At 72.6% G+C, this 25171-nt stretch carries 20 protein-coding genes; 6 read left to right on the top strand and 14 right to left on the bottom strand.

The window, feature by feature from the left end; genetic code table 11:
- The first annotated feature begins 80 nt into the window (after window positions 1–80).
- Window positions 81–1544 carry a PP2C family protein-serine/threonine phosphatase gene (locus ACZ4NB_RS28465; protein WP_467665894.1) on the top strand — a complete coding sequence of 488 codons (1464 nt, stop codon included), beginning with the start codon at window positions 81–83 and terminating at the stop codon, window positions 1542–1544.
- Window positions 1545–1746: 202 nt separating this feature from the next.
- On the opposite strand, the gene ACZ4NB_RS28460 is transcribed toward ACZ4NB_RS28465, so the two are convergent.
- Window positions 1747–3288 carry a DNA-binding protein NsdB gene (locus ACZ4NB_RS28460; RefSeq protein WP_467665893.1) on the bottom strand — a complete coding sequence of 514 codons (1542 nt, stop codon included), beginning with the start codon at window positions 3286–3288 and terminating at the stop codon, window positions 1747–1749.
- Window positions 3289–3573: 285 nt separating this feature from the next.
- On the opposite strand from ACZ4NB_RS28460, the gene ACZ4NB_RS28455 reads away from it, so the two are divergent.
- Window positions 3574–4707 carry an aminoglycoside phosphotransferase family protein gene (locus tag ACZ4NB_RS28455; protein WP_467665892.1) on the top strand — a complete coding sequence of 378 codons (1134 nt, stop codon included), beginning with the start codon at window positions 3574–3576 and terminating at the stop codon, window positions 4705–4707.
- A gap of 301 nt (window positions 4708–5008) precedes the next feature.
- Window positions 5009–7012 (top strand): N-acetylmuramoyl-L-alanine amidase, encoded by a 2004-nt coding sequence (locus ACZ4NB_RS28450; protein ID WP_467665891.1) that lies wholly within the window; start codon window positions 5009–5011, stop codon window positions 7010–7012.
- Between the two features lie 96 nt (window positions 7013–7108).
- On the opposite strand, the gene ACZ4NB_RS28445 is transcribed toward ACZ4NB_RS28450, so the two are convergent.
- From ACZ4NB_RS28445 to ACZ4NB_RS28415, 7 genes are all read right to left on the bottom strand, one after another.
- Window positions 7109–7606 carry a hypothetical protein gene (locus ACZ4NB_RS28445; protein ID WP_393499621.1) on the bottom strand — a complete coding sequence of 166 codons (498 nt, stop codon included), beginning with the start codon at window positions 7604–7606 and terminating at the stop codon, window positions 7109–7111.
- 87 nt (window positions 7607–7693) lie between these two features.
- On the bottom strand, window positions 7694–8089 hold the full coding sequence (locus ACZ4NB_RS28440) for an ACT domain-containing protein (protein WP_467665890.1): 396 nt from the start codon (window positions 8087–8089) through the stop codon (window positions 7694–7696).
- Window positions 8090–8171: 82 nt separating this feature from the next.
- Window positions 8172–8411 carry a DUF397 domain-containing protein gene (locus ACZ4NB_RS28435; protein ID WP_467665889.1) on the bottom strand — a complete coding sequence of 80 codons (240 nt, stop codon included), beginning with the start codon at window positions 8409–8411 and terminating at the stop codon, window positions 8172–8174.
- 118 nt (window positions 8412–8529) lie between these two features.
- On the bottom strand, window positions 8530–9711 hold the full coding sequence (locus ACZ4NB_RS28430) for a thiolase domain-containing protein (RefSeq protein WP_467665888.1): 1182 nt from the start codon (window positions 9709–9711) through the stop codon (window positions 8530–8532).
- Window positions 9708–10772, bottom strand: a complete 1065-nt coding sequence (locus tag ACZ4NB_RS28425) for a thiolase domain-containing protein (protein ID WP_467665887.1) — start codon at window positions 10770–10772, stop codon at window positions 9708–9710. The genes ACZ4NB_RS28430 and ACZ4NB_RS28425 overlap by 4 nt, the downstream gene beginning before the upstream one ends.
- On the bottom strand, window positions 10772–11719 hold the full coding sequence (locus ACZ4NB_RS28420; RefSeq protein WP_467665886.1) for a Zn-ribbon domain-containing OB-fold protein: 948 nt from the start codon (window positions 11717–11719) through the stop codon (window positions 10772–10774). Before ACZ4NB_RS28420 ends, ACZ4NB_RS28425 begins: the two co-directional genes overlap by 1 nt.
- Before the next feature lie 32 nt (window positions 11720–11751).
- Window positions 11752–12552, bottom strand: coding sequence for a crotonase/enoyl-CoA hydratase family protein (locus ACZ4NB_RS28415; protein ID WP_467665885.1), 801 nt, complete (start codon window positions 12550–12552; stop codon window positions 11752–11754).
- A gap of 186 nt (window positions 12553–12738) precedes the next feature.
- Between ACZ4NB_RS28415 and ACZ4NB_RS28410 the strand changes: the two genes are divergently transcribed.
- The gene (locus ACZ4NB_RS28410; RefSeq protein ID WP_467665884.1) at window positions 12739–14367 is read left to right on the top strand and encodes an acyl-CoA synthetase; all 1629 of its coding nucleotides are present in this window, start codon (window positions 12739–12741) and stop codon (window positions 14365–14367) included.
- A gap of 48 nt (window positions 14368–14415) precedes the next feature.
- Here the strand turns inward: ACZ4NB_RS28410 and aroQ are convergent, their stop codons facing one another.
- Entirely contained in the window at window positions 14416–15075 is a 660-nt protein-coding gene (aroQ, locus tag ACZ4NB_RS28405) for a gamma subclass chorismate mutase AroQ (RefSeq protein WP_467665883.1), read from the bottom strand.
- Window positions 15076–15376: 301 nt separating this feature from the next.
- On the opposite strand from aroQ, the gene paaK reads away from it, so the two are divergent.
- Window positions 15377–16708, top strand: coding sequence for a phenylacetate--CoA ligase PaaK (paaK, locus tag ACZ4NB_RS28400; protein ID WP_467665882.1), 1332 nt, complete (start codon window positions 15377–15379; stop codon window positions 16706–16708).
- Window positions 16709–16745: 37 nt separating this feature from the next.
- Here paaK and ACZ4NB_RS28395 read toward each other — a convergent pair whose 3' ends face one another.
- The 5 genes from ACZ4NB_RS28395 to ACZ4NB_RS28375 all read right to left on the bottom strand — a co-directional run bounded on the left by ACZ4NB_RS28395 (window position 16746) and on the right by ACZ4NB_RS28375 (window position 23633).
- The gene (locus ACZ4NB_RS28395) at window positions 16746–17546 is read right to left on the bottom strand and encodes a VOC family protein (protein WP_467665881.1); all 801 of its coding nucleotides are present in this window, start codon (window positions 17544–17546) and stop codon (window positions 16746–16748) included.
- Between the two features lie 98 nt (window positions 17547–17644).
- Window positions 17645–19186: an acyl-CoA synthetase gene (locus tag ACZ4NB_RS28390; RefSeq protein ID WP_467665880.1), complete on the bottom strand. Its 1542-nt coding sequence runs from the start codon at window positions 19184–19186 to the stop codon at window positions 17645–17647.
- 57 nt (window positions 19187–19243) lie between these two features.
- The gene (locus ACZ4NB_RS28385; RefSeq protein WP_467665879.1) at window positions 19244–20803 is read right to left on the bottom strand and encodes an acyl-CoA synthetase; all 1560 of its coding nucleotides are present in this window, start codon (window positions 20801–20803) and stop codon (window positions 19244–19246) included.
- Window positions 20804–20822: 19 nt separating this feature from the next.
- A complete protein-coding gene (locus tag ACZ4NB_RS28380; RefSeq protein WP_467665878.1) occupies window positions 20823–21926 on the bottom strand; it encodes an NAD(P)H-dependent flavin oxidoreductase in 1104 nt (367 codons plus the stop codon).
- 123 nt (window positions 21927–22049) lie between these two features.
- Complete coding sequence (locus ACZ4NB_RS28375) at window positions 22050–23633, bottom strand: phytoene desaturase family protein (RefSeq protein WP_467665877.1); 1584 nt, start codon at window positions 23631–23633, stop codon at window positions 22050–22052.
- A gap of 214 nt (window positions 23634–23847) precedes the next feature.
- Between ACZ4NB_RS28375 and ACZ4NB_RS28370 the strand changes: the two genes are divergently transcribed.
- Window positions 23848–25155 (top strand): glycoside hydrolase family 27 protein, encoded by a 1308-nt coding sequence (locus ACZ4NB_RS28370; RefSeq protein WP_467665876.1) that lies wholly within the window; start codon window positions 23848–23850, stop codon window positions 25153–25155.
- The last annotated feature ends 16 nt before the right edge of the window (window positions 25156–25171 follow it).

Here is a 25171-nt window from a genome sequence, read left to right as displayed (position 1 = left end):
ATCCCTTACGGACGGTCGCTGCCTGTGCAACAGTCGTTACCGGCCCTTTAGCCCGGCGCCGCCTGATCACGGAGAACGTCATGCCGTCCCCTCTCTTCGCGGACCATCCAGCCGACCGGCCCCCCGAGCGCGACACGGTCGAGGCACTCATCACGCAGGCGCGCCGCCTGCGCGGCGGCCTCGACGCCGTACGGGAGTCCACGGCGGACACCGACCTCGTCACCGACCCGCAGCTGCGCTGGCAGCGGGCGCTGTGCGACCTCGCCGTGCACCACCTCGACGATCTCGGCGGCCATCTCGACCAGCTGAGAGAGGGCCTGCCCACCGAGAGTGACGACGAGGGGGCGGTCGAGGAGGAGCTGCCGGCGCCCCCGCCGGAGCCCGCGCCCCATGAGCGCGGCGCGCTGCTGCGCCGCGTGGGCAGCGCCGAGTGGAATCTGCTCACCGACGAGGTCAGCTGGTCCGACGAGCTGTTCGCGATGTTCGGCCGGTCGCCCGCCGAAGGCCCGCTGACCCTCGACGAGCTGCCGTCCCTGGTGTACGCCGAGGACCAGGAGGGGCTGGCCACGATGGTCACCGACTGCCTGGTGGACGGCCGGCCGATCGACGGCGAGTTCCGCATCGTGCGGCCGGACGCGAGTCTGCGCACGGTGCACATGGTGGGCGAGCCGGTTCTCGACGCCGATGGCAGCACCGCCTGCATGTGGGCCGTGCTGCGGGATGTCAGCGAGCTGCGCCGCAGCCAGCAGGCGGTACGCGAGACCCGTGACTCGCTGCACCGCGAGCGGCATATCGCGCAGACCGAGCACCGGCTTGCGGTCGAGCTGCAGGAAGCCGTGCTACCGCCGTGGCGCGGCTCCCTGCGGTTCCCGCAGGGCGGCCCGGTCGCCCTCGATCTCGCCGGGCGCTATCTGCCCTCCGGCACCAGCGCCCTGATCGGCGGCGACTGGTACGACGCGCTGCAACTCCCGGACGGCACCACGCTGTTGAGCGTCGGCGATCTCACCGGCCATGGCGTCACCGCCACTTCGGGCATGGCGATGGTGCTGGGCGCGCTGCGCGGTATGGCGGTCGCCGGACAGCGGCCCGGGCCGCTGATGGGCTTCTTGAACCAACTGCTGGACACCGCCTCCCAGCCGGCCCTCGGCAGCGCGGTGTGCGGCCGCTTCGACCCCGAGACGCGCACACTGGAGTGGGCTCAGGCGGGCCACCCCGCACCGCTGCTCTTCCGCGGCGGCACGGGGCGCGCGCTGGACCCACCGGAGGGCGTACTGCTCGGGGCGACATCGGGAGCGGCGTACACCCAGCACACCGAGCAACTGGAGCCCGGCGACCTGCTCGTGCTGCACACCGACGGGCTCGCCCCACGCCGTACGCATGGCGCGGAGGCCGCCCATGAGGGTGCCGAGCGGCTCCTTGCCCTGGCGCCGCGGTTCGCCGCGGCCCGTAGTGCGCAGGACAGCGTCCGCGTCGTCGTCGAGGAGTTCGGCAGCACCGAACGCGAGGACGACGCATGTGTGCTGGTCGCCAGGGTCGGCGGCTGACACACATCGCGGCAGCTGAGGGGCGGACCGGCGGAAGCAGAGCCGGCCGCCCTGAGGCGTTGGACGGGGGTTGGCCGGGTATCGGGTGAAGCGGCATGCCTGCCGGGTGTGACGCGTCGTCACGCGCGGGTGCGCGTGACGCTCCGCCACCTCTGCCGCTTCGGCCACCTCGCCGTACCACCAGGTCCGGCACCCGGCCAGTTCAGACCGAGAAGTTCTGTCCCAGCCCGACTCCGGAACCGATCCCCGGCCCCAGGCCCGACCCCTTGGCCTTGGCTTTGGGTTTCGCCTTGGGCAGGACCTGCTGGATCTCCTCGCGCAGATCCTGGATCTTGGCGTAGTTCGCATACTGCCCGGTCAGCCGGAACATTTCGCGAAGCCGGTCCCAGGTGCGGTGGGAGGAGTTCTCACCGATGGACACCAGCGCCAACCTGGCGTACCGGTCGGCCTGTTCGGGGTCGTCGCCGATGAAGCAGGCCGATGCCATCGAGATGTAGTCGAAGATCTGCGAGCGCTGTCGACCGCCCTCGCGCAGCTCCAGCGCCTGTTTGGCGTGATGCTGAGCGATCTTGGCGGCGGAGGGGTCGTGATCGGCGAGGGTGCGGAAGGCCAGCGCCTGCATGCCGTGCAGATCCGCCTCGTCGAACATCTGCATCCAGCACGGCGGGGGCACATCGCCCTTGTCCGAGATGAAGAGCTCCTCCGCCTCGCCCAGTGTGCGCCGCATCGCCTGGCCATGGCCCTTGGACGCCTGCGCCCATGCCTCGATGGTGTGCAGCATGGCGCGGGTGCGCGGCAGGGTCTCCTCGCCGGAGCCGGACTTGGCCAGCTTCATCAGATCCAGCGCGTCGTCGGGACGGCCCAGATGGACCATCTGGCGGGCGGCGCGGGAGAGCGCCTCCCCGGCGCGCGGGCGGTCGCCGCCCTCGCGTGCCGCATGGGCGGCGATGATGAAGTACTTCTGGGCGGTGGGCTCCAGGCCGACGTCATGGGACATCCAACCGGCCAGCACCGCCAGATTGGCGGCCACCCCCCACAGTCTGCGCTGTAGATGGTCGGGGTGGCGGTAGGCGAGCATGCCGCCCACCTCGTTGAGCTGGCCGACCACGGCCTTGCGCTGCAGCCCGCCGCCACGGGCCGCGTCCCAGGCGCGGAAGACTTCGACCGAGCGCTCCAGCGCGTCGATCTCCTGCGACCCCACGGGGGCCGCCTCATAGCGGTCGAGGCCGATCTGGTCGAGGTCGTCGAGGGAGTCGGAAGCGAACGGGTCGTCGTGGCGAAGGGCGCCGGCGGGGGCCGGATCGGTGTGCAGCCAGTCGTGCATGGCGCCGGTGAGTGCGGAGCCCGCGGCGAGCGCAGCGCCCGCCCCCACCAAGCCGCGTCGGTTGAGCATGAGGTCCATTCCCGTGAATTCCGTGAGGACCGCAGCGGTCCGTTCGGGAGCCCACGGCAGACCGTCCATGGCCTGCCGCTTCCCCGAGCGACCGGTTCTTGCGAACCCGAGGTCCTCGATGGTTACGACACGGCCGAGGCGCTCGGTGAACAGGGAAGCCAGGACCTTGGGCACCGGATCGCGCGGGGTCTCCCCCATGTCGATCCAGCGCCGAACCCGCGAGGTGTCCGTCGCCAGCTGCGGATGGCCCATGGCCGCCGCCTGCCGGTTGACTAGTCTCGCCAGCTCTCCCTTGGACCAGCCGGCCAGGCCGAAAAGGTCCGCGAGACGGGTGTTCGGCTGCCTGTCCACGTCAAGCCCCCAGGTTCCTCGACTGAGTTGACAGTAACGGCCGGTGACGTGCGCTGCGACCATTCGCCAGGGTTCGCCAGGGTGCGCCAGATGGTCTGCCACCCGCAGCCCCGTGTTCTGTAGGTGTGCCGCCCCCGGCCTGGTGGCGGGACCGCATTCCCCAGGGTGCGCGCCCTTCACAGGGACCCTGGATCGGCCTCCTGTACGGGGCCCGTTCACGGGTTCCCTCCACCGGGCCGGGGAGCGCACGCAACTCGTCGGCGCACGAAGGGATCTTCTTCACCCATGTATGCAGCATCGTCCGCCGTGACCGCCCCCGCCCGGCCGTACCGCCCGCACCCCGCGGGCAGCGGGCCGTATCTCGCCCCCTCCTCATCCGCGGGGGCGGTCCCCGGTCTCTCCGGTGGCCGGACCCGGCGGGCGCAGGGGACGGGCACCCAACCGCTCAGCGGGAGACTTGACTTGTCCGGGCCCCAGGGCGCCCAGCTGCGCGCCGCGGTCGCCTCCGTGCATCGCATCTGTCCGGAGTTCAACCCGGTCCAGGTGCTGCGCCGGAGCGGCAAATCCGTCCTCCTCGTCGGCACGACAGGCCGCATGACCGCGGTCGCGAAGTGTTTACTGGACCACTCCCCCGCATGGGCGGAAAGGTTCCGGCAGGAAATAAGCGCATACCGCGCATTCGTCCGGCATCGTCCGCCGGTACGGGTGCCGCGGCTGGTGGCGGCCGACCCCGACAACTGCACGCTGATCGTCGAGCGGATGCCCGGCCGGGTCGCCGCCATGACCCGGCACCCGTCCGAGGCGCCTCCCCGCGCGGATGTGCGGGCCGCGCTCGGCGCGATCTGCCGGATCAACCTCTGGCGTCCGCCGGCCGGGCTGTTCGACGCCCCGCTGGACTACGCGGGCCGCATCGGCCGCTATCACGACCTGGGGCTGCTCACCGACCGCGACCTGGGCGATCTGCAGAAGCTGATGCACGGCCTGTCGCACGTCCAGGGCCAGTTCTGCCACGGCGACGCGCTGCTGAACAACGTGCTGCTCTCCCCCACCGGCCCGGTGCTGCTGGACTGGGACAACGCGGGCTGGTACCTGCCGGGCTACGACCTGGCGACGCTGTGGTCGGTCCTCGGCGACGCCCCGGTGGCCCGCCGGCAGATCAGCCAGCTCGCCCAGAACGCGGGCCCGGCCTCGCGGGACGCCTTCCTGGTGAATCTGATGCTGATTCTCACCCGCGAGATCCGGCGCTATGAGACCGCGGTCCAGCGGACCATGCGCGAGCCCGCGCCGACGGGGGCACCGGGCCCGGGACAGCCCGGCGCGCCCGCGGCGGGCGAGGAGCAGCGGCTGCTGCTGCGCCGGCTGCACGACGACTGCCAGATGGCTCGCCGTGCGGTACGGGCGGCGGTCGGCACCCGCTGACCGCCGAAGGGACTGTGAGCGGCGCGCCCGGGTACGGGGCGCGCCGCTCACCCATGTGCCCGTTCATTGGTCCATTCCACTGACGCCTCGCAGGCCCGGCGCCGGTCCGGGAAGGCTCCTGGGGAGATGCCCTGACATGCGAAATCCCGATCCGGCGCGGTGATTGACGGTCCGTCGGCAGACGTATAGCTATAGGCCCGAAGGGGCATCTACCCTCGGGTCCACCCCGCACGGCCGTTTGCGCGCCAACCGTCACACCGTCCGCACACCGTCCGGCTCGGGCCGGCTCGAGGAGGTCGTTTTGCGAGGATCCGCCCCGGAAGACGCAAGGAGAATCCACCGCCCCGCCCTGCGCAGATCCACCGCCGTCGCGGCGGCGGTCCTGCTGCTGCCGCTCTCGGGAGCGCCGTCCGCGAGCGCCGGGCAGCCCCCGGCCGACCGGCTGCAGCGGGCCTTCACCGATGCCGCCGCCCGCTTCCACGTACCCCGCAGTGTGCTGCTCGGCGTCTCGTATCTGGAGTCCCGCTGGGACGGCCACCGCGGCGCGCCCAGCGTCTCCGGCGGCTACGGCCCGATGCATCTGACCGACGCCCGTACGGCCCTGTCCCGGCTGCCGGAGTTCAGCGAGGGCGAGGAGGACGCACGCGGTGACGGCTCGCGCGCCCGTAAGCGGGTGCCGAAGAGCACGGCGCAACGGGCCCTGCTGCCCGCGAAACTCCCCGCCCGGTTGCGGACGTTGGCGACCGCGGCGAAGCTGACCGGTCTGTCCCCCGAGAAGCTGCGTACGGACCCCGCGGCGAACGTGCTGGGCGGTGCGGCGCTGCTCGCCGCCGAGCAGCGCCGGCTGGGGCTGCCCGCGGGCGGTGCTCCGGCCCGGTGGTACGCGGCGGTGGCCGGCTACGGCGGCCAGGACAACGCGCGCGGCGGCAGGGCCTTCGCGGACGAGGTGTATCAGGTCATGCGCCGGGGCCAGGCGCGGACGAACGACGCGGGGCAGCGGGTCACCCTGGCCGCCGCTCCGGGGCTGGTCCCCGACGCCGCCCAGCAGAAACGTCTCGGCAGGCCGGCCGTCAAAGCCTCCGCTGCGGGCGGCGACGGCGGGCTGGAGTGCCCGTGGAGCGTGGCCTGCATGTCGGTCCCGGCGCCGTACGAGGAGTTCGGCGACAAGGACTACGGCAACCACGACCTGGCGAACCGCCCCAAGGACCAGAAGGTCAACGCCATCGTCATCCACGACACCGAGGGGTCGTGGGATGTCACCCTGAAGCTGATCAAGGACCCGAAGTATGTGTCCTGGCACTACACGATCCGCTCCTCGGACGGTCTGATCGCCCAGCACGTACCGACCAAGGACGTCGCCTGGCACGCGGGCAACTGGTACCTCAACTCGCACTCCATCGGTGTCGAGCACGAGGGCTTCCTCGCCGCGCCGGACGCCTGGTACACGGAGGCGATGTACCGCGCCTCGGCCCACCTGGTGAAGTACCTGAGCCGCAAGTACGACGTACCGCTCGACCGGCAGCACATCCTGGGCCACGACAACGTGCCCGGCACGACCACGTCCACGATCCCCGGTATGCACACCGACCCCGGACCGTACTGGGACTGGGCGCACTACTTCACCCTGCTGGGCAGGCCCTTCCACTCCAACGCGGGCCCGAACGGCGGGCTGGTCACCCTCCGCCCCGACTACGCCGGGAACACCCCGCGCTACACCGGCTGCGCCAAGCCCGGTGACCTCTGCGCCCCGCACGGCTCCACCGCGGTCCGGCTGCACATCGCGCCCGACGAGAACGCCCCGCTGGTCAAGGACGTCGGACTGCACCCGGACGGCAGCGACTCCACGGACGGCGTCAACGACACCGGTGCCCGCGCCACGACGGGCCAGCGGTTCGCGGTGGCGAGCCGGGCCGGCGACTGGACGGCGGTCTGGTACCTCGGACAGCTCGCGTGGTTCCGCAATCCGCCGGGCGCGCCGACGGCGGTCAACACCCAGGGCCTGATCGCCACGCCGAAGGCCGGCCGACCGGAGATCCCGGTCTACGGCCGCGCGTACCCGGAGAAGGCGGCGTACCCGGCCGGCGTGCCGTACCAGGCCGTCTCCCCGTTGCCGTACAAGATCACCGCGGGTCAGAAGTACGCGGTCGGCGACCGGATGGCGGGCGACTACTTCTACGCCCCGACCTTCGACACCACCAAGCACCGCATCGTGCGCGGCAAGGACGTCTACTACGAGATCCAGCTCGGCCACCGGGTCGGCTATGTGCGTGCGGCCGACGTCGACGTACAGCGCTCGGGCTCCTAGGGACGGGCGCCGCTTGAGCGCCTCGCGCCCGGTGGACGGCACAGGTCGGGCCGTCCACCGGGCGCGAGGCGTGTCCGCTCCCGTGTGCGCTGCGGGTCAGCCCTGCTGGAACAGCTCCGCCGGCAGCGGCTTGAGCAGCGCGTAGAGGTCGTCGGTGATCGGGCGGTCCCAGCTGGCGATGGTGACCAGCACACCGTCGCTGCGGTCGAACTGGGCACACGAGATCCGGCTCTCGGAGCACTTGATGCGCTTGACGATCAGCAGGTTGTCGTCGTGCATCACCGGGGTGTCCTCGCTCTCGACGACCGTCACCGGCTCGTCGTTGCCGAGCGCCGCGAGGAGCTGCGCCACCTCGAAGGGCACCTCGTCGCCCTCCAGCTCGCGGGCCGGGGAGCCCTCCGGCAGATTGCCGATGATCATCGCGGGGCCGCGGCCACCGAACAGGTCGTAGCGCAGAAAGACGCCCTGGCAGCTCCCGTCGGGCGCGGGCAGCAGCCCGGCCCCGAGATTGCCCGGCCAGTCCCCGGGGTCCATGGCGAGTACGTCGAAGTCTGGACCGGCGGGCGAGGCGCTACGGCGGCGGAGGAAGGACATGCCGCCATCGTACGTGGCCCGACGCGACACGCCGCGCTGACGTCGAGCTGAGCGCGCGGGCGCCGCGGCGGCCCGCCGCACCGCCGGTCAGGCCCCCGCGGACAGCTCGCCGAGGAGGCGCAGCGCCTCGGGGGCCGCGTCGTGGGGCACGAAGAGGTGATCGTGGTGGAAGCCGGCGACGACATTGCAGCTGAGCCCGGCCCGGGCGAGCGCGGTGGCGACGGCGGCGGTCAGTCCGACGGCGTCCAGCGCGGAGTGCACCCGCAGGGTGATCCAGCCGGCGACATAGTCGTACGGCAGGCCGGCGCGATCGGCCTCCTCCTGGCGCAGTACGAGGGTGAGCCCTTCGGGTTCGGCGACGGTGACCTGGGGCGTCACCCCCTCGGGGACCAGGCCGGGCACGCTGGTGAAGACATAGCGGCCCTCGTTCAGCTGGGGACGCATCCCGCTCAGCAGCAGTCCAAGATCACGCTCACCCGTCATACCGTCCATCCTACGAGTGGCCCGGCAGGCACCGTCCGTACCGGCGAACTGCCGTTGAATCAGGGCCATTTGGGCACCCGACCTAGGTGAGATCGAACTCGCCCTCGCGGGCGTCCAGGACGAAGGCGCGCCATTCGGCCGGGGAGAAGATCACCGCCGGGATCTCCGGGCTGCGGCGGTTGCGCATCGCGACATAGCCCTCCACGAAGGCGACCTGGACGTCGCCCACGCCCTGGGTGCTGGACTGCCACTCGGCCTGCGACAGGTCGAGTGCGGGCCGGGGGCCGCCCGCGAGCCGCTGCTCGGTGGTGCTGTTGGCCACGTGTGTCCTCGCTTCCTCGCGATACGTCGTCCGTGGGCAGCCTAACCACTGCGCCCGGGGACGGACAGGGGACGTGCCCCGGCGCCGGGGCGCGGCGCGGGGAGGCGGCCCCGGTCCCTCAGGCGGCCGGGGAGTCGGCGCCGACCAGCCACATCGAGAAGAACTGGGCCCCGCCGCCGTAGGCGTGTCCCAACGCCCGTCGGGCGCCGTCGACTTGGTGGGCGCCGGCCCGGCCGCGCACTTGCAGGGCGGCCTCGGCGAAGCGGATCATGCCGGAGGCGCCGATGGGGTTGGTGGAGAGCACTCCGCCGGAGGGGTTGACCGGGAGGTCGCCGTCGAGTTCGGTGACGCCGGACTCGGTGAGCTTCCAGCCCTCGCCCTCCTCGGCGAAGCCGAGGTTCTCCAGCCACATCGGTTCGTACCAGGAGAACGGGACGTACATCTCGACGGCGTCGATCTCGCGCCGGGGGTCGGCGATCCCGGCCTGCCGGTAGACGTCCGCGGCGCAGTCCTTGCCGGCCTGCGGCGAGACGAAGTCCTTGCCGGCGAAGAGGGTGGGTTCGCTGCGCATCGCCCCGCCGTGCACCCAGGCGGGCGGGTGCGGCGAGCGCGCGGCGCCGGCGCGGTCGGTGAGGATCATCGCGCAGGCCCCGTCGGAGGACGGGCAGGTCTCCGAGTAGCGGATCGGGTCCCAGAGCATCGGTGCGGCCTGGACCTTCTCCAGGGTGATGTCGTGCTCGTGGAGGTGCGCGTAGGGGTTCTTCAGGGCGTTGCGGCGGTCCTTGTAGGCGACGAGGGACCCGACGGTGTCGGGGGCGCCGGTGCGGCGCATATACGCGCGGACGTGCGGGGCGAAGAAGCCGCCGGCGCCGGCCAGCAGGGGCTGCTGGAAGGGGATCGGCAGGGACAGGCCCCACATGGCGTTGGATTCGGACTGCTTCTCGAAGGCGAGGGTGAGGACGGTGCGGTGGACCCGGGCGGCGACCAGGTTGGCGGCGACCAGGGCGGTGGAACCGCCGACCGAGCCCGCGGTGTGCACCCGCAGCATCGGTTTGCCGACGGCGCCCAGCGCGTCGGCGAGGTACAGCTCGGGCATCATGACGCCCTCGAAGAAGTCGGGGGCCTTGCCGATCACCACGGCGTCGACGTCCGGCCAGCCCAACCCGGCGTCCTCCAGGGCCCGGTGGGCGGCCTCGCGGACGAGTCCGGCGAGGGAGACGTCCCGGCGGGCGGCGACGTGTTTGGTCTGGCCGATGCCGACGACGGCCACCGGCTCCTTGGACGTGGCGGCTTTGCTCATCGTTCCCCCTCCAGGACGGCGACCAGGTTCTGCTGCAGGCACGGTCCCGACGTGGCGTGGGCGAGGGCGCGGTCGGACTCGCCGCGCTGGATGCGGGCGGCGGCCTCGCCGAGCCGGATCAGGCCGGTGGCCATGACGGGGTTGGCGGCGAGCGCGCCGCCGGACGGGTTGATGTGCACCGTGCTGCCGGGCGCGTCGAGTTTCAGGGCGCGGCGCAGCACGACCTCCTGGGAGGTGAAGGGCGCGTGCAGCTCCGCGGCGTCGAAGGGCCGTTCGAAGGCTCCGGCGTGTTCGGCGGCGAGCCGGGTGGAGGGCGAGTCGGTGAGGTCGCGGACGCCCAGGCTGTGCGCCTCGATGCGGTGGTCGATCCCGCGGATCCAGGCGGGGCGGCCGGTCAGCCGGCGGGCGGTGTCGCCGGCGGCGAGGACGACCGCGGCCGCGCCGTCACCGATGGGCGGGCAGTCGCCGGTGCGCAGCGGGCCGACGAGCGGCTCGCCGACGGGCACGGCGCCGCGCAGCTGGGCGGCCGGGTGGGCGGCCGCGGCGGCGCGGCTGCGGGCCGCGATCGAGGCCAGCTCCCGCTCGTCGGTCAGCTCCGCGTCGATCAGCGCCTGGGCCTGGAGGGCGGCGAGCGCGACGGAGTCGGGCCACAGCGGGGCGACGTAGTACGGGTCGAGCTGGCGGGTGAGGACCTCGCGGACGTCGCCGGGCGAGGACTTGCCGTAGGCGTAGACCAGCGCGGTCTCCGCCTCACCGGTGAGGATCTTCACCCATGCCTCGTACAGCGCCCAGGCGCCGTCCATCTCCACATGGGATTCGGCGATCGGCGGCCAGGCCCCGACGCCGTCCAGGGCCATCGTGAAGGAGAAGGCCCGGCCGGCGAGGTAGTCGGAGGAGCCGGAGCAGGTGAAGTCGATGTCGCCGGCTTTCAGGCCGGTCCGCGCCAGTACGTCGTGCAGCACCGGCATCAGCATCTCGACCTCGGAGGTCTCGGCGCTGTCACGGACGTGGCGGCTCTGGCCGAAGGCGACGATGGCGACCTCGCGGATCGGATCGCGCATCAGATCAGCTCCTTGTAGCTGTCGTAGTCGGCGTCGGGTTCGCCGGTGGGGCGGTAGTGGTCGGGGAAGCGCCCGTCCTCGGTCCATACGGGTTCCACCCGCAGCCCCATGCGGACCTGGTCGTAGGGGATGCCCCCGATGCGGGCGTGCAGGGCCAGGTCGGCGCCGTCCAGTGCGATGTGCGCGTAGACGTAGGGCACTTCGATGTCGAGGTTCTTGGCCTTGATGTTGACGATGCAGAAGGTGGTGACGGTGCCTTTGGGGCCGACCTCGATCTGGGTGTCGGTGGCGACGCCGCAGGTGGGGCAGGCGCCGCGGGGCGGGACATAGACCTTGCGGCAGGACGGGCAGCGCTCGCCGATGGTGCGGTGGCCGGCGAGCGCCTGGAGGTAGCGGGACTGGGCGCGGCCGGGCGAGTAGGTGTAGTCGAGCCGGGCGGGGGCGGTGATCCCGGTGACCGGGTCGGCGAACTCCCCGCTGTGCGCGGCCGGCCGCGTACCGTCCTCCGGGTCGTCGGACGGCTCGAAGCAGGCGATGTCGGTGATGGCGCCGGTGCGCTCGGCGGCCCAGCGGATCCGCACCCGCATGCCGGTGCGTACGGCGTCGGGTCCGGGGGCGTCCAGGGCGTGCAGCAGCGCGGTGTCGGCGCCGTCGAGCCGGACCAGGATCCAGGCGAAGGGGGTGGGGAGGGGCTGGCCGCGGCGCGGGGCCGGGTTCCAGGCCCAGGTGGTGACGGTGCCCCTCGCGCCGACCTCGACCAGCTGGTGGATCTCCTCGGCGGTGACCGGGTCGTACTCGGTGGGCGGTACGACGACCCGGCCGTCGCCGGCCCGGACGCCGAGGACGGTGCGTTCGCGCAGCCCGGTGAGGAAGGCGCTTTGGACCGGGCCGAGCGAGCGGGTGAAGGGGAATTCCACGACGAGGGGCGCGGTGAGGACCTCTGACATGCGGGCTCCTTGGGCTGCTCGGGCTCGTTGGCTCAGGCGCGCCGGTAGACGGGGGGACGCTTCTCCGCGAAGGCGCGGGAGCCCTCCTTGGCATCGGCGGTGTCGAAGACGGGCCAGCCCCGGGCGAGTTCGGCCCGGAGCCCCTCGGCCTCGGTCAGCTCGGCGGTCTCGTAGACGGACGCCTTGACGGCCTCGACGGCGAGGGGGCCGCAGGCGTTGATCCGCTCGGCGATCTCCAGGGCCGCCTCCCGTGCCCCGCCGTCGGGGACGACATGGCCGATCAGGCCGATGCGGGCCGCCTCGGGCGCCGGATAGGGCCGGCCGGTGAGCAGCATCTCCAGGGCGTGGGTGCGGGGGATCTGGCGGGGGAGGCGGACGGTGGAGCCGCCGATGGGGAACAGTCCGCGGGCGACCTCGAAGAGGCCGAAGGTGGCGCTCTCGCCGGCGACGCGGATGTCGGTGCCATGGAGGATCTCCGTACCGCCGGCGACGCAGTACCCCTCGACGGCGGCGATCACCGGCTTGCGGGGGCGGTGGTGGCGCAGCATCGCCTTCCAGTGCAGGTCGGGGTCGGCGCGCAGCCGGTCGCGGTACTGCTCGCCGGCCATCCCGCCGCCGGCCAGCGCCTTGAGGTCCATTCCGGCGCAGAAGGTGCCGCCGGCGCCGGTGAGGACGATGGAGCGGATCTCGTCGTCCTCGTCGGCGGCGAGCCAGCCGTCGTACAGGCCCACCAGCATCGGCAGTGAGAGCGCGTTCTTCGCCTCCGGCCGGTTGAGGGTGAGCACCAGTGTCGCGCCGACGCGCTCCACGGTCAGATGTTCCGTACCACCCATGCCGTCCTCCCGTCTCAAGACGTAGAACAGGTTGCAGTAGCCGCACGGCGAGTTCAAGAGTTTTCTGACAGGTAGTCAGATTTGTTGGCCGCGGCCCTTCCCAGCTCCCCCCGGCGGCGCTCTAATGACCGACTGGGTCCGGTCGGCAGACCGGGCCGGCCGACGCCCGCCCGGTCTGGAGGAGACATGGAGTACAACCTTGCCGACCTCTTCGAATCGATCGTCGACACGGTCCCCGACCGCGAGGCGCTGGTGTACGTCGACCACCCGGGGACCGGCGCCGAACGGCGGCTGACGTACGCGGAGCTGGACCGCGCCGCCAACCGGCTGGCCCACCACCTCGCCGACCACGGCATCGGCCCCGGCCACCACGTGGGGCTCCACCTCTACAACGGCATCGAGTACCTCCAGGCCGCCTACGCCTGCCTGAAGATCCGCGCCGTCCCGGTGAACGTCAACTACCGCTACGTGGAAGATGAGTTGGCCTACCTCTACCGGGACGCGGACCTGGTGGCGCTGGTCTTCGAAGCGGAGTTCACCGGCCGGGTCGCCGCCGCCCTCCCGCACGCCCCGGCGCTGCGGCACCTCGTACGGGTCGGCAGCCCGCCGCCCGGCGCGCCCGAGCCCCGGATCGCGCCGGTCGCGCTGGCGGACGCCGAGGCCGCCGGCTCACCCGCCCGCGGCTTCCCACCGCGCTCCGCCGACGACCAGATCGTCATCTACACCGGCGGCACCACCGGCCTGCCCAAGGGCGTGATGTGGCGCCACGAGGACATCTTCTTCTCCGGGATGGGCGGCGGGGCGCCGACCGGCAAGCCGGTGAAGCGGCCCCAGGAGCTGGCCGAGCGGGTCGCGGCCGGCGGCGCCGGTCTCGTGTTCTTCCCCACACCGCCGCTGATGCACGGCACCTCCACCCTCACCGCGTTCATCGCCTTCCACTTCGGCCAGAAGGTCGTCATCCACCGCAAGTACGTGCCCGAAGAGGTGCTGCGGACCATCGAGCGGGAGCGGGTCACCAGTATCTCGCTGGTCGGCGATGCGATGCTGCGCCCGCTCGTGGACGCGCTCGGCGGGCCGCTGAAGGGCGTGGACTGCTCCTCGCTCCTCAGCGTCAGCAGCTCCGGCGCGATCCTCTCCGAGACGGTGCGCGCCCAGTTCGGCGCGCTGGTGCCCCACGCCCTGCTGCTGAACAACTTCGGCTCCTCGGAATCCGGGTTCAACGGGACGGCCACCGACGACGCGGGTGCCGAGCGGGGCTTCCGGCTGCACGTCAACTCCCGTACGGCGGTGGTGGATCCGGCGAGCCGCGCGCCGGTGCCGGCGGGCGGGACGGGCCGGCTCGCGCTGCGCGGACACGTACCGCTGGGGTACTACAACGACCCGGCGAAGACCGCCGAGACCTTCTTCGAGGCGCACGGCGACCGGTGGGTGCTGCTGGGCGACATGGCCACCGTGGACGAACAGGGCATCGTCACCGTCCTCGGGCGGGGCTCGCAGTGCATCAACTCCGGTGGCGAGAAGATCTATCCGGAGGAGGTCGAACAGGCGCTCAAGGCGCATCCTCAGGTGTACGACGCGCTGGTGGCGGGCGTACCGGACGAGCGGTGGGGCAACCGCGTGGCGGCCGTGGTCCAACTGTGCGAGGGAGCCGGCCCGCTGGACCTGGAGGGCATCCAGGCGCACTGCCGGAGCCGGCTGGCCGGCTACAAGATTCCGCGCGCCGTGGTCTTCACCGACCGGATCCAGCGGTCGCCCAGCGGCAAGGCGGACTACCGCTGGGCGAAGGCGGTGGCGGCGGGCGAACGGGAGGCGTGAGGCGGGGCGCCCTCGACGCCCGGGACGCCGCGGGTCCGTGCGCGGCGCTCAGCCGCCGGGCGCCGCGGACGGGGCGCAGACCGACCGGAGGGCGCGGCCCAGCGCCAGCGTGTGCAGCGCGTCCAGCCGCCGCTCATGGCGTACCTGCGCGGCGTTCACGGTCAGCAGCGGGCGGCAGTACGGCGCGGAGCGGGCGTCCGGGGAGGCGGCGATGGCCCGCACCAGCTCGCCGTTGACGCGGTTGATCTCCTTGCGGACCTCGTCCAGGTCGGGGCGCTCGTCCGGTGCTCGGGACGGGTCGGCGTCCCACAGCCGGTGCAGTCCGCGCTGCAGGACCTTGCTGGCCTCGATCTGGTCGCGGAAGATCCGCACCGTCGCCGCCGGGTCGGCGCCCAGCTGCCGGGCCTGCGCCGCGACCGCGTCGAGCACCTGCCGCTCGCGGACCGGGTCGTCGATCGGCGCGCCGGTGCCCCACTTCGCCGCGGCCACCAGGTCGCCGGCGGCCAGCCGCTCCGCGGACAGCGCGGCGAGCGGCCGGAGCTGCCCGTACGGGGAGTGCGCGGCGGCCGGCGGGGCGGCCTGAGCGGTGACCGGGGCGGAAGGAGCGGCGGCGGACGGGGCGGCGACGGCCCCGCCGGTTCCGGTGAGCAGGGCGGTCGCGGCGGCGCCGGCGACCAGCGCACGGCGCATCGAGGTGGTCAGCTGCACGGTCGGCCTCTCTCGAACTCCGGGCCTCCCAAGGGTCGTTCGTGGGAGGTCGTACGGAGCGAGCCTACGGCCTGCCGGCACCCTCCCGCCGCTCCCCCGCATCCCGCTCGTCCCGGTCCCTGGGCACACCGGCCGGACCTCGCCCACCTGCGCACCCGGCGGACGCCGCTCCCCCGCAGGACCATCCGTGAACCGCCTGCGCCGGGACCCTTGACGTGCTCGCCGCACGCTGATTACTTGGACCGCATTCAGCTACCGAATGATCGGTAGGGAGACGAGGCGGTGACACTCCATGCCGGACATGCCGGAAGCAGCCACGGGCGGCGGGGCGACGGGCGGTGAGACGTTCGACGATGCCGAGCGGCTCTCCCCGGAGGCCCTGCGGGAACTCCAGCTGACCCGGCTGCGCGCCTCGTTGCAGCACGCCTACGACCATGTCCCCTTCTACCGCGAGTCCTTCGACCGGGTCGGGGTGCATCCCAAGGACTGCCGCTCGCTCGGCGATCTCGTCCGCTTCCCCTTCACCGTCAAGGACGATCTGCGCGCCCAGTACCCCTTCGGCATGTTCGCCGTCCCCAAGGAGCGGGTGCGCCGCATCCACGCCTCCAGCGGCACCACCGGCCGTCCGACGGTCGTCGGCTACACCGAGCGCGATCTGTCGCACTGGGCGGACGTCGTCGCCCGTTCGCTGTACGCGGCCGGCGGCCGACCGGGGCACACCGTCCATATCGCCTACGGATACGGCCTGTTCACCGGCGGTCTGGGCGCCCACTACGGCGCGGAACGGCTCGGCTGCACGGTCGTCCCGGCGTCCGGCGGGATGACCAGCCGGCAGGTGCAGATCATCCAGGACTTCCGCCCCGAGATCATCATGGTGACGCCGTCCTACATGCTCACCCTCCTCGACGAGTTCGAGCGGCAGGGCGTCGACCCCCGGACGACCTCCCTCAAGGTGGGCGTCTTCGGTGCCGAGCCCTGGACGCAGGAGATGCGGCGCGAGATCGAGGAGCGGTTCGCGATCGACGCCGTGGACATCTACGGCCTGTCGGAGGTCATGGGCCCCGGCGTCGCCCAGGAGTGCGTGGAGACCAAGGACGGGCTGCACATCTGGGAGGACCACTTCTACCCGGAGGTGGTGGACCCGATCACCGGCGAGGTGCTGCCGGACGGTGAGCACGGGGAGCTGGTCTTCACCTCCCTCACCAAGGAGGCGATGCCGGTCGTCCGCTATCGCACCCGTGATCTGACGCGCCTGCTGCCGGGCACCGCGCGGGCCGCCTTCCGCCGGATGGAGAAGGTCACCGGACGCAGCGACGACATGATCATTCTGCGGGGGGTCAACCTCTTCCCCGCGCAGGTCGAGGAGATCGTGCTGCGCACGCCCGGCGTCGCCCCGCACTTCCAGCTGAAGCTGACGCGGGAGGGCCGGCTGGACCGGCTGACCGTACGCGCCGAGGCCCGCCCCGATGCCACCTCCGAGGAGCGCACGGCGGCCGTCGGGACGATCGCGCGCGGCGTCAAGGACGGCATCGGGGTCTCGGTAGCCGTCGAGATCGTCGATCCGGAGACGCTGGAGCGCTCGGTGGGCAAGATCAAGCGCATCGTGGACGCCCGCCCGCGGGACACGCACTGAGCGGCGCCGGCCGCACGCCGCCGACTCCCGGCGCGGCTCAGGTCATGTTCGGATCCCCCTTGATCAGGGCGAACGGGGCCCCGGCCGGGTCCTTCACCATGGCCAGCCGGCCGACACCCGGGGCGTCGGCGGGCGGGATCAGGACCGTGGCGCCCTGGCCGACGGCGGCGGCGTAGGTCGCGTCGCAGTCGGTCACGCCGAAGTACGGGTGCCACTCCGATGTCGAACCGGCCGCCGGATTCTCCTGGGGCAGCTGCATGAGGCCGCCCTGGCCCGGGTCGTCGGCCTTGCCGCCGCCCGGCGAGGAGATGACCGAGTAGACCATGTCGCCGCCCATCGGCATGTCCTGATAGCTCCAGGAGAAGACCGCGCGGTAGAAGTCCTTCGCCGCGGCCGCGTCGGTGGTGTACAGCTCGGTCCAGCAGAGCGTGTTGGGCTCCATGACCCTCTCCAGGCCCCCGGTCTCGCGCGGCTGCCACACGGCGAAGTCGGCGCCCGTCGGGTCGGTGAAGGCCGCGAGCCGGCCCGCCGTGAAGACGTCCCCCGGCTCGACCCGCACCGAGCCGCCGGCCTGCTCCACGGCCTTGGCCGTGGCGTCCGCGTCGCGGGTGTGGAAGTAGGCCGTCCAGGCGGATCCGGCGCCCTCCTCCGTCAGCGGGCCGACGGCCGCGACCGTCTTGCCGTCGATCTGGAAGAAGCCGTACCCGCCGGCCTCCGGCCCGGCCGATGCGAAGCTCCAGCCGAAGACGGCGGAGTAGAAGGCGACGGCGGCATCGACGTCGGGGGCCCCGAGGTCGAGCCAGTTCGGTGTGCCCGGGACGTAGTTGGTGGTCAGCATGGGTGCTCCTCCGTCATACGGATCGAGGCCGGCGGGGCCGTTCTCCCGCCGCTTCTCAGCATGGCAGGGGCCACTGACAGTCGCCCTTCGCCCGCGGATCAGGGCGTGCCGAACCGCTCGCGCAGCTCACGCTTGAGGACCTTCCCGCTGGCGTTGCGCGGCAGCGCGTCCACGAACACCACCCGTTTGGGCGCCTTGAACGGCGCGAGGCGGGCCCGCGCGGCCTCGATCAGCTCCCCCTCCCCCACCGGGGCCCCGCCGCCCGCGGCGTCCGAACCGTCCGTTCGCCGTACCACCACCGCCGTCACCGCCTCGATCCAGCGCGCGTCCGGCAGTCCGATGACCGCGACCTCCGCCACCTGCGGATGCTCGTAGAGCACGTCCTCCACCTGGCGCGAGGCGACCAGGACTCCGCCGGAGTTGATGACGTCCTTGACCCGGTCGACGACCGTGAAGTAGCCCTCGGCGTCCCGGACGGCGAGGTCCCCGGAGTGGAACCAGCCCTCCCGGAATGCCTCGGCGGTCTCCTCGGGCTTGCCCCAGTAGCCGGTGCACAGCTGCGGGGACCGGTAGACGACCTCGCCCCGGGTGCCGTCCGGCACCTCCCGGCCCGCCTCGTCCACCACCCGTGCCTCGACGAACAGCACCGGGCGCCCGCAGGAGTCCATCCGGCCCTGGTGTTCGTCCGGGCCGAGCACGGTCGCCAGCGGCCCGATCTCGCTCTGCCCGAAGCAGTTGTAGAAGGCCAGCCGGGGCAGGCGGGCACGCAGCCGCTCCAGGACCGGCACCGGCATGATCGAGGCGCCGTAGTAGACCTTGCGCAGCCCGTCCAGCTCCCGGGTGGTGAAGCCGGGGTGCTGCGACAGCGCGATCCACACCGTCGGCGGCGCGAAGAGGCTGTCCGCCCGGCCCGCCTCCACCAGGTCGAAGATCCGGTCCGGGTCGGGGCCGTCCAGGATGGTGTTCTCGGCGCCCACCGCCAGATAGGGCAGCAGGAACACATGCATCTGCGCGGAGTGGTAGAGCGGCAGCGAGTGCAGCGGCCGGTCGGTCTCCTTGAGGTCGAGGGCGACGACGGCGCTGGTGTACTCGTGCACCAGCGCGCGGTGCGTCATCATCGCCCCCTTGGGCAGGGCGGTCGTCCCCGAGGTGTAGAGCAGCTGCACCAGTGCGTCGTCGGCGACCTCCGGCAGCTCTCCGGAAGCGCCGGGCCCCGCGTCGGCCGCGAGGCGCTCCAGCAGCCCGCCGGGCGTGCCGTACAGCGGCAGGGTGCGGACGGAGTCCGGCAGCCGGTGCGCGAGGGCGGCGTCCGTGAGCACCAGCGCACTGCCCGACTGCTCCAGGATGTAGCGCAGATCCTCGCCGGTGAGGCCGTGGTTGACCGGTACGTGCACCAGTCCGGCGCGGGCGCAGGCCAGGAAGCCGATCAGATACGCGTCGGAGTTGTGCCCGTAGGACGCGACCCGGTCGCCGGGCGCAAGGCCGTGCGCCAGCAGCAACCGGGCCGCGGCACTCACCGCCGCGTCCAGCTCGCGATAGGTCCAGGCCCGCTCCCCGTAACGCACCGCGGTCCGCTCGGGCACGCGGCCGGCGCTGCGCCGCAGGACCCCGTCGACGGTGTTGCTCCGTGCTCGCATCATGGCGCGATCCTCGGCCGCGCCCCACCCCCGGTCAAGGCGCCCGACCGCGCGTCAGCACTACACGGCGCGTTCGCGTCCCTCCCAGTACGGTTCGCGCAGCCGGCGCTTGTAGAGCTTGCCGTTGGGGTCGCGGGGCATGGCGGTGATGAAGTCGACGGACTTGGGGCGCTTGTAGCCGGCGAGCCGCCGTTCGCAGTGCGCCAGGATGTCGGCGGCCAGCTCGGGGCCCGCCCGGTGGCCCTCGGCGGGTTCCACGACGGCCTTGACCTCCTCGCCCCAGTCGTCGTGCGGAATGCCGAAGGCGGCCGCGTCGGCGACCGCGGGGTGGCCGAGCAGGGCGGATTCGATCTCGGCGGGGTAGATGTTCACCCCGCCCGAGATGATCATGTCGATCTTGCGGTCGCGCAGGAAGAGATAGCCGTCCTCGTCGAGAAAGCCGAGGTCGCCGACGGTGAAGAAGTCCCCGATCCGGTTCTTCCGCGTCTTGCCCTCGTCCTTGTGGTAGCTGAAGCCACCGGTGGTCATCTTCATGTAGACGGTGCCGAGTTCACCGGCCGGCAGCCGGTTGCCGTCGTCGTCGAAGACGGCCAGCTCGCTGATCGGCCAGGCCCTGCCGACCGTCCCCGGCTTCTTGAGCCAGTCCTCGGCGGTCGCGAACGCGCCGCCGCCCTCGCTCGCCGCGTAGTACTCCTCCACACAGCCGCCCCACCAGTCGATCATCGCGCGCTTGACGTGGTCGGGGCAGGGCGCGGCGCCGTGGATGGCGTGCCGCATCGCGCTCACGTCGTAGGCCGCCCGGGTCTCCTGCGGCAGTGCGAGCAGCCGGTGGAATTGGGTCGGCACCATATGGGTGTGGGTGCAGCGGTGCTCGTCCATCAGGGCCAGCATGCCCTGCGGCGTCCACTTGTCCATGAGGACGATGCGGTGGCCTATGTGCAGTGAGGCGCCGGCGAATTGCAGTACGGCGGTGTGGTAGAGCGGCGAGCAGACCAGGTGGACGTTGCCGTCGAACGGTTTGATGCCGAAGATGCCGAGGAAGCCGCCCAGATAGGCGTCCTCGGGCGGGGTGCCGGGCAGCGGGCGGCGGATGCCGCGGGGGCGTCCGGTGGTGCCCGAGGTGTAGTTCATCACCCAGCCCAGGGTGCGGTCGTCGGGCGCGGAGTCCGGTTGTCCGTCGAGGAGCCGGTCGTACGGCTGGAATCCGTCGACCGGCCCGACGGCGTAGCGCTGTGCCGCCGGCAGTCCCGCCTCGTCGGCGGCCTGCCGCGCCGCCGCCGCGAACCGCTCGTGGGCGATGAGCACCTTGGCGCCGGAGTCCGCGACGATCCAGGCGATCTCCGGGCCGACCAGATGGTGGTTGACGGGGACGAGGTAGAAGCCGGCCTGGGTGGCGGCGAGGTAGGCGGTGAGGAACTCGACGCCGTTGGGGAGCACGACGGCGAAGGCGTCGCCGCGCCGCAGGCCCGCGGCGCGCAGTCCGTGGACGAGTCGGTTGCCGGCGGCGTGCAGCCGGGCCGCGGTCCACTCCTCGCCGTCCGGGGCGATCAGGACCGTACGGTCCGGGTCGGCGGCGGCCTGCGCCCAGAAGCCGTTGGCCGGCGGGGCGTCCTTGGTCATGGGGCTGTCCTCCTCGGGGTCACGCGCGTCCGGCGATGCGGTTGATGCGGTCGACGGCCCGCTCGAAGCCGCGGGTGAGGTCGTCGAAGACGGCCTGCACGCTGCGTTCGCTGTTCATCCGGCCGACGATCTGGCCGACCGGGGTGCCCAGCAGCGGCTCGACCTCGTGCCGCTGGATACGGGAGTTGGCCTCGGCGACCAGCAGGCCCTGCAGCGGCATCGGAAGGGCGCCGGGGCCGTCGGGGTCGTCCCAGGCGTCGGTCCACTCCGTACGCAGCTGACGGGCGGGTTTGCCGGTCAGGGCGCGGGAGCGGACGGTGTCGCCGGGCCCGGCGGCGAGCAGTTTCGCGGTCAGCCTCCGGGAGTGCAGCTCGGCCTCCTCGGTGGTCAGCCAGATCGAGCCGAGCCAGACGCCCTGCGCCCCGAGGGCCAGCCCCGCGGCGATCTGCTCACCGGTGCCGATGCCGCCCGCGGCGAGCACCGGGAGCGGGTCGACGGCGGCCACGATCTCCGGGGTGAGCACCATGGTGGCGATCTCGCCGGTGTGCCCGCCCGCCTCGTAGCCCTGGGCGACGACGATGTCGATACCGGCGGCCTTGTGGTGCCGGGCGTGCCGGGGGCTGCCGGCCAGCGCGGCGACGAGGACGCCGTGGTCGTGGGCGCGCCGGACGACGTCGGGCGGCGGCGAGCCGAGGGCGTTGGCGAGCAGCTTGATCGGGTAGTCGAAGGCCACGTCGAGCTGGGTGCGGGCGACCTGCTCCATCCATCCGGTGATCCGCCAGCCGGGCGCCTCCCCCTGGGCGAGCCGCGGCACCTGATGCTTCTCCAGGAGCTCGGTGACGAACCTGCGGTGCTCCTGGGGGATCATCGCCTCGACGTCGGCCTCGCTGACGCCCTCCACCTTCTTGGCGGGCATCACCACATCGAGCCCATAGGGCAGTCCGTCGGTGTGCTCCTGCATCCAGTCGAGGTCGCGCGCCAGCTCGTCCGGCGCGGTGTAGCGGACCGCGCCGAGCACCCCGAACCCGCCGGCCCGGGTGATCGCCGCGGCGACCGCGGGGAAGGGCGTGAACCCGAAGACGGCGTGCTCGGCTCCCAGCGTGTTGCTCAGCTCCGTCTGCATGCGCGAAGGATGCCGCAGCGGGCCGTACGAGGGAAGAGATTTTCTGATGCTGCGTCAGAAAGCTGCGAGGGTCGGGCAGGGGGCGCCCGGAGAGCGCCCCCTGGTGGTCGCACGGGCGGGTGCTCAGCCCTCCTCCAGCACCGCCATCGCCGCGTTGTGGCCGGGGATTCCGCTGACTCCGCCGCCGCGGATCGCGCCCGCGCCGCACAGCAGGACGTTGGGGTGGGTGGTGGCCACGCCCCAGCGCGCCGGGGCGGTGCCGTCGGCCGCCCCCGCGTGCTCGTCCTGCGCGGCGGGTTCGTCCGCGTACGGGAACGCCAGGTCGCGGTGGAAGATGTTGCCGCCCGGCAGGCCCAGTTCCCGGTCCAGGTCCAGGGGGGACCGGGCCTCGATGCAGGGGCGGCCCTCGGCGTCGTGGGCCAGGCAGTCGGCGAGCGGTTCGGCGAGGTGGGTGTCGAGCTCGGCGAGGGTCGCGGCGAGCAGGCGGTCGCGGGTGGTGTCGTTGTCCGCGGCGAACAGCCGGGCCGGGGCGTGCAGGCCGAAGAGGGTGAGCGTCTGGTAGCCCTGGCGGACCAGGTCGGCGCCGAGGATGGAGGGGTCGGTCAGGGAGTGGCAGTAGATCTCGGACGGCGGGTTCGCGGGCAGCTCGCCGGACGCGGCCTGCTGGTAGGAGCGCTCCAGCCGGCCGTAGCCCTCGGCGATGTGGAAGGTGCCGGAGAATGCCTCCCGGGGGTCCACCCGGGTGTCGCGCAGCCGCGGGAGCCGGGTGAGCAGCATGTTCACCTTGAGCTGGGCGCCCTCGGCGGGCGTCGGCGGGCTCTCGCCCAGGAGGCGGGCGAGTTCGCGCGGGGAGGCGTTGACCAGGACCCGGCGGGCGCCGATCACGCCCCGGTCGCAGCTGACCTCCGCCGTCCGGCCGTCCGTGGCGATCGCGGTCACCGGGCAGTTGGTGACGATCTCGGCCCCGGCGCGGCGGGCGGCGTCGGCCAGGGCGTCGGTCAGGGCGCCCATACCGCCGATGGGGACGTCCCAGTCGCCGGTGCCGCCGCCGATGACGTGGTAGAGGAAGCAGCGGTTCTGGCGCAGGGAGGGGTCGTGGGCGGTGGCGAAGGTGCCGATCAGGGCGTCGGTGAGGACGACGCCGCGGACCAGGTCGTCGGTGAAGGTCTCCTCGACCACCTCGCCCAGGGGGCGTTCGAAGAGGGCGTGCCAGGTGGCGTCGTCGTCGACGGCGGCGCGCAGTGCGGCGCGGGTGGGGAGCGGCTCGGTGAGGGTGGGGAAGACCCGTTCGGCGAGCCGCCGGGTGGTGCCGTAGAAGCGCTGCCAGGCGTCGAACTCCCCGTCGGATCCGGTGAGTTCGGCGAACGACTCACGCGTGCGCTGCTCGCCGCCGCCGACGAGGAGGCCGGTGGGGCGGCCGTCGCGTACGGCGGGGGTGTAGGAGGAGACGGTCCGTTTGCGGACCGCGAAGCGCAGCCCGAGGTCCCGCACGATCTTCGGCGGCAGCAGGCTGACGAGGTAGGAGTAGCGGGACAGCCGGGCGTCGACCCCGGCGAACGCCCGGGTCGACACGGCCGCCCCACCCGTGTGGTCCAGTCGCTCCAGCACCAGCACGCTGCGCCCGGCGCGTGCGAGATAGGCGGCGGCTACCAGCCCGTTGTGCCCGCCGCCGACGATGACCGCGTCATACGAAGTCCGTTCCGGCATGCCTCTTCGTAGCACGCGGCGATCTCGGTAGCCAGGCCGTGGCCGCAAAGTCCCGCCTGGCCCGCGACGCGACCCAGGGGGTGAAACCTCCGGCGCGGTCGGTGCGGCTTCTTGATCGGCCGTAGGGCTGCTCCTAGCGTCCGGCCGTGCTCGCCTCCGGGACCGCCCCGGCTGTCCCGCACGCAGGCCGTCCCGCTCCCCCATGAGGTGACCCGTGCCCCGCCCCTCGGTACCCCGCACCGGCCGCAGCCTCGCCGGTCTGACGGCCGTCGCCGCCTGCTCGGCCGGGCTGCTCACGGCCCCCGCGCCCGCCGCCGCACACGCCGGACCGGCCCGCGCGCCCGGCGCGCCGCGCACCGCCGTGCCGTACCCCCACCTGGCCCCGACACCCCCCATGGGCTGGAACAACTGGTCCTACTACACCTGCGGCATCAGCGAGCAGGTGGTCCTGGACAACGCCCGGGCGCTGGTCCGTACGGGGCTGGCGGCCAAGGGCTACGACACCGTGACGGTCGACGACTGCTGGATGAGCCGGCAGCGCGGCCCCAAGGGCGAACTGGTGGCGGACCCGGGGAAGTTCCCGCACGGCATGGCCCACGTCGGGCAGCAGCTGCACCGGATGGGCCTGAAGTTCGGCATCTACGAGGACGTCGGCACGCTCACCTGCGAGAAGTATCCGGGCAGCCTCGGCCGCTTCCGCCAGGACGCGCAGCTGTTCGCGCAGTGGAAGGTGGACTACGTCAAGGCGGACGGCTGCAATGTGCCCACGGTGCCGGGGCACAGCAAGGAGCAGACCTACCGCGATCTGTACGGGCAGATGAGTGAGGCGCTGCGGGCCACCGGGCGGCCGATGACCTTCTCGGTGTCCGCGCCGGCGTACTTCCAGTTCGACGGCGCCGCCGTCTGGCACCGGGTCATCGGCTGGTCCTCCGAGCTGGGCAACCTGTGGCGCACCGGCCGCGATGTGGCGCTGCAGAAGAGCTCACCGGACACGAAGTGGTCCTCCATCGTCTACAACTTCCGCTACAACGCGGATCTGGCGGACCTCCAGCGGCCCGGACGCTGGAACGACCCGGATCTCCTGCTGGCCGGCGACTCGGGGCTGACGCGGCAGGAGACGCAGAGCCAGATGTCGCTGTGGGCGGTGATGGCGGCACCGCTGATCTCCAGTACGGACGTGGCGAAGCTGTCGCCGGCGGCGCGGGCGGTGCTCGGGAACGAGGAGGTCATCGCCGTCGACCAGGATCCGCTCGGGGTGCAGGGGCACATCGTGGCGCAGGGCACGGACTTCGCGGTGCTGAGCCGGCCGCTGAAGAACGGCGACCAGGCGATCGCCCTGTTCAACTCGGGTGGGACCGCGCGCACGCTGTCCGTCACGGCCGGTGCGGCCGGGCTGCCGAGGAGCTCCTCCTATCTGCTGCACGATCTGGTCACCGGCCGCCGGGCGCGCAGCGACGGCGAGATCGCGGCCCCGAACGTTCCGGCGCACGGCACGGTGCTCTACCGGGTCACCCCGAGCTGAGCCCCGCGGCGGCTCC

Source organism: Streptomyces sp. NPDC026575, from assembly GCF_055567415.1.
The sequence above is the reverse complement of the archived record's forward strand: the minus strand, read 5'-3'. Positions and strand labels throughout refer to the sequence as shown.